Annotated in this window: 4 protein-coding genes; 1 reads left to right on the top strand and 3 read right to left on the bottom strand. The window is 56.3% G+C overall.

Annotated features, from left to right (window positions below; genetic code table 11):
• The 3 genes from lepA to ACF8AM_RS07915 all read right to left on the bottom strand — a co-directional run.
• Positions 1 to 1,536: translation elongation factor 4 (lepA, locus tag ACF8AM_RS07925; RefSeq protein ID WP_392555118.1), on the bottom strand; the 1,536-nt coding region annotated here is incomplete at its 3' end.
• Between the two features lie 130 nt (positions 1,537 to 1,666).
• On the bottom strand, positions 1,667 to 2,680 hold the full coding sequence (locus ACF8AM_RS07920) for an ROK family protein (RefSeq protein ID WP_392555117.1): 1,014 nt from the start codon (positions 2,678 to 2,680) through the stop codon (positions 1,667 to 1,669).
• 316 nt (positions 2,681 to 2,996) lie between these two features.
• Complete coding sequence (locus tag ACF8AM_RS07915; protein WP_392555116.1) at positions 2,997 to 3,659, bottom strand: DUF502 domain-containing protein; 663 nt, start codon at positions 3,657 to 3,659, stop codon at positions 2,997 to 2,999.
• A gap of 355 nt (positions 3,660 to 4,014) precedes the next feature.
• Here ACF8AM_RS07915 and ACF8AM_RS07910 point away from each other — a divergent pair.
• Positions 4,015 to 4,922: phosphatase PAP2 family protein (locus tag ACF8AM_RS07910; protein WP_392555115.1), on the top strand; the 908-nt coding region annotated here is incomplete at its 3' end.

Genomic DNA, 4,922 nt, shown 5'->3' with positions numbered 1-4,922 from the left:
AGCATCGGCTCGGTGACAAACCACCGAGAGTGCGTCGACACGGTTGCCGTTGACGAGGATGTCCAAGCGACACAAGTCGGCTTCTTCGTAGCCCACCATTTCGTAATCCAGTGTGCCATAGCCGCGAGTGCAGCTCTTGATGCGATCGTGCAGGTCGTAGATGACTTCCGCCAATGGGATGTCGTAAGTCAACATCGCTCGCGACGCTCCCAGCACTTCGTGCCCCTTTTGAATCCCGCGCCGTTCCTGGCACAGTTTCATGACCGGGCCGATGTATTCCTCCGGCACGATCACGTTGCAACGCACGATCGGCTGACAGAACTTCTCGATGTCACCGGGGTCGGGAACATCCTGTGGCTTGTGAATGTTCTTCGTCACGCCGCGTTTATCCGTGATCTCGTAAGTCACGTTGGGAGCGGTTTGAACCAGATCGATGTCCGATTCCTGCTCAAGTCGTTGCTGGACAATTTCCATGTGCAGCAACCCAAGGAAACCGCAGCGGAAACCAAACCCAAGTGCGTCGCTGGTTTCGGGTTCGAACTCAAAACTCGGGTCATTGACCGCCAATCGCTCGAGTGCATCCCGCAATTCGCTGAAGTCCTGCCCGTCGCTGGGGAACAAACCGCAATAAACCATCCGCTTCGGCCGGTCATACCCGGGCAGAGCTGGTGCCGGGTCGTTGCCCGCGATGCTGATCGTATCGCCGATGTGCACGTCCCCCAGGCTCTTGATGTTGCAGATCAAATATCCCACTTGGCCGGCCACCAACTCGTCGCAGGGAACACGAGCGGGCGCAAATTGCCCCAACTCCACGACATCGTGCGTCGATCCAGCCCGCAGGAATTTGATCTTCTGACCTTTCCGGACCGTCCCTTCCATCACTCGGATGTAAGTGATCGCACCACGGAAATCGTCGTAGTTCGAATCGAAAACCATCGCCTGCAGCACCGCCTTCGGATCGCCCTGCGGTGCGGGGACCGAATCCACAATCGCGTCCAGCAGAGCCGGAACGCCCTCGCCGGTCTTCGCACTGACACGCATGCACTCGTCAGGATCGGTGCCCAGCGAGTTCATCATTTCCTCAGCAACTTCGTCCGGGCGAGCGTGAGTCAAGTCGATCTTGTTGATCACCGGGACAATCGCCAGATCGTGTTCCATCGCTGCAAATGCGTTGGCGACGGTTTGTGCTTCCACGCCTTGGAACGCATCGACCAGCAACAGCGCGCCTTCGCAACAAGCCAACGAGCGTGAAACTTCGTATTGAAAGTCCACGTGGCCGGGCGTGTCGATCAAGTTCAGTTCGTATTCCACCCCGTCGCGGTTGTATCGCATCGCGACCGCACGAGCCTTGATGGTGATGCCGCGCTGTTGTTCCAACGCCAAATCATCCAGCATTTGCGTTTTCTTGCCACGGTTATCGACCGTGCCAGTGCTTTCCAGCAAACGATCGGCCAACGTGCTTTTGCCGTGGTCGATGTGAGCGATGATGCAGAAGTTGCGAATGTGTTCTTGCGAACGAGTGGATTTGGATGCCATCCGGTTTCGATTTCAATGATGGTGAATGTTCAAACGACAAGCGATTCTCATCCCTTGAGAACCGTGATGCATTGTCTTGATAGGTGTCCGTCACGCCCGTTAGCCCGCGTGAACGCTACATTTCTTGGGTTCAGGATCCGACACTTTGCGAATCTTGCTTGCGAGCATACCCGGCGGCCCCCAAATAACCGGCTTCGTGTCCGAGCGTCGCAAAGGAAATGGTCGTTCCCGCGAAGACATTGGGGAAGGTCCGTTGTCGAAATTCTTCGGTCACGCCGGCTAAAAAGCGACGCCCAATCTCACACTCCGCCCCGCCAAAATTCATTGCCCCACCCAGAGCGACGTGTCCGGGGTCCAGCGTGTGAACCAAGTTGGTGACGCCAATTCCCAACCAATGAGCGGTTTCGTCGATCATCAAATTCGCGAAATCGTCGCCTTCGGAGGCAGCCTCCCAAATCTGTTTGGCCGTTAACTGCGAACTGCTTTCACCTGTGAATCGGTGCAGCAACGATTGTGGGTATTCCGCCAAACGGTGCCGCGTACGCATGACCACGCCACTGGCCGACGCGTATGCTTCCAGTTGACCGCGGCCTCCACCCCACGCACAAAGTTGAGCGTCGGGGGACGGGTCGACAATGATATGACCGCATTCACTGCCAAAACTGTTCACGCCGTTGACCAATTGGTCCTCGACGATGATGCCCCCGCCGACGCCGGTCCCCAGCGTCAACAGAATCATGGACGATCCCTTCGCCCCGCTTCCCAGCCAAAACTCACCGTAGGCCGCCGCATTCGCATCATTCAAAAACGAGATCGGACGGCTGGTCGCCTCAGTCAACTTTTGACACAACGGGAATTCCCACCACGACGGCAACTGGGGTGGAGCCACCAGCATCCCGCGAGGCAAATCCATCGGCCCGGGAGCTCCCATTCCAATGCGAGGCACGTCGCCAATCGTTTTCGTCCGCGTTTCCACTTCCCGAATCATCGTGGCCAGTCGATTCACAGCCGCTTGGGGGCCCTCGGATTCCAGCGTGGGAACTTGCTCGAAAGCAACAGTCTGGCCAGCCGAATTGACCAGCCCGCACTTGATGCTGGTGCCGCCAATATCGATGCCCCAGTAATGACGTGAATCGATTGTCATGCAAACGCTTGAGAAATGGTGGGAATGAGTCCTATTCGTTGGCGAGAAGTATAGCGGATTGCCCAATTTTGACATCGCCGCTCGGCCCCTTTCCCAGCGGCAATCCCACCCCCGCTAAAACGCTCGGAGGTGACCGCGTTCAACGCAGCACCGAAAAGACTCGACCGAACGCCATCTCGATAGACTTGGCTCGTGGTCTGTCACGACTTGTTCCTAGGGTAGGGGACGAGGCGACGAGTCCTGAACTGGCGTCAATTCCTAGGACTCGTCGCCTCGTTCACTACGATCAACGCGAACTCTTAGCTGTGACAGACCACTAGGGTTCTTCCGTTTCAACTGACAAGGCATCGGCGCGAGCCCACTTTTGGGTGTCGGTCCCCAATTGTTCGAACGTTCCGACCACGTCGCCGAACGGCGCGTCGATTCGTTGCACCCGAGAGGCTTCGACCATCACCACCTTTCCATTCCAAGGATCCGGCGACCCAGGCAGATACAACGTCACTCCCATGGGGTCTTTCGCACTGTCAGCCCCGCGATAGCGTTCCACCTCAAACGCCAACTGTGAAAACCCTTCCAATCGCACGACCACCGGACGCAGCCGATTCTTTGCTACCTCGCCGCCAATGTTGCCGCTGAGCTGCTCTTTGAAAATCGCGTAACGAGGAAACATCATCAACAGATACTTCTCGATGAGTCGGGTGAACTGCCTTGCGATCGATCGGCGAGCCATGATGCCAGAGACGAAACAAGCCAAGATCAACAACAGCGTCGCGATCCCGAAGATCAACAGGTACCCCGTCGTGTCATGAAATGGCGTGTAGTCTTGCAAGATCGGCAACAGTGCCACCGCGACGGCATAGATCACTTGGGCCAGTTGCCCAATCAGAAATAGCACCACCACCAGCGGCAGCAGAAAAAAAATGCCACCAATCGCGGTCGTGCGAAGAAAAGAAAAGTGTCGCTTAACGTGATGTTTCATGGCGGTAATGTTTCACGGTTCGAATCGAAAGCTCGCATCGTATCAGGCTGACTCTGCGCGTTGAGAACCCAACTTGGGTTGAGACTGAATGCGTTGGCAGAATGCGCTGTTTACGAAGGCGCGACAATTCGAAAAACCTTGAAAATCGCTTTCGTTCTTGGCCCGGATCGTGAATCTTGCTGTCGACTGGGGTTCCAACAGCCAGCTCGCATTTCGTAGCGTCAAGATCGTCCAGGATTCACACTCCTCGAGACAGACGGCACGACCGAACTGAATCGATCTTGCCCCGTTCGTCCGACTGCGAATCCGTCCTCCAAACCGCCGATCTGAACCAGTCGCGATACAGGACGCCATCGTGAACCGAATCGAATCGAATCGTGAACGCCAGCATCACGAACATCAATCGTTCACTAAATCCAGCACCACCAACGATGCGGTGACCCTGTATCGCCCCGTGACGCTGCTTTACATGGCAGCGATGACGATGATGCTGGTCCCCATGCTCACATTGGTCGACGTGAACATCGCGGCATACTTCCGCACGGCCCCTTTGCCGACCGAACTGGATTCCGCTTTGGATTTGTCGTTGGTGCTATCGCATGGCTACGGGGTCTTTGTGATCTTGCTGGCGATTTTATTGATGGCTCCCAAACGTCGCTGGCATTTGCCTCGACTGGCCACACTTGCCATGGGCGGCGGAGCCATTGCAACGATCGCCAAAATGTTTGTGATCCGGCCCCGCCCCAGCAATTTGAATTTGAACCATGCCGGCCACGATTCAGCTTGGCTGTGGGCTTTCGACTGGGACCTCAGCGAAGTCGCCTCGTTTGATTCAGCGATGCGAGCGTTTCCGAGCGGTCACGTTGTCACGGCGACAGCCATGTTGATCGGATTGTGGGTGGTGGTCCCTCGAGGTCGCTTGCTGTTCTCCATGGTCTGGATGGGTGTGCTGATCAACCGAGTTAACACGAGCGCGCACTTCACCAGCGATGTGTGTGGCGGGGTGGCCTTTGGACTGTTCTGGTCCTACGTCTGCTTTCACCCACGCTTGCTCGGCAATCTTTTCGACAAGATGGTTCCCGAGCACGGCAGACGTTCTCGCGTGGAAATCAACGAGGCATCGGGTGCCATTCCATCATTGATTCCATCGGGCGTCGAGGATTCCAACACCGGAATGCCTTCCTTCCCCATGCATGCTTCACCGATCCAAGCATCTCCCATGAGTGCGACCGAACAATACGAAGCGATGACATCGCAGATGAC

It is taken from the genome of Rhodopirellula sp. JB055 (assembly GCF_043100905.1).
GTDB lineage: Bacteria > Planctomycetota > Planctomycetia > Pirellulales > Pirellulaceae > Rhodopirellula.
This window is presented reverse-complemented; position numbering and strand designations above follow the sequence as displayed.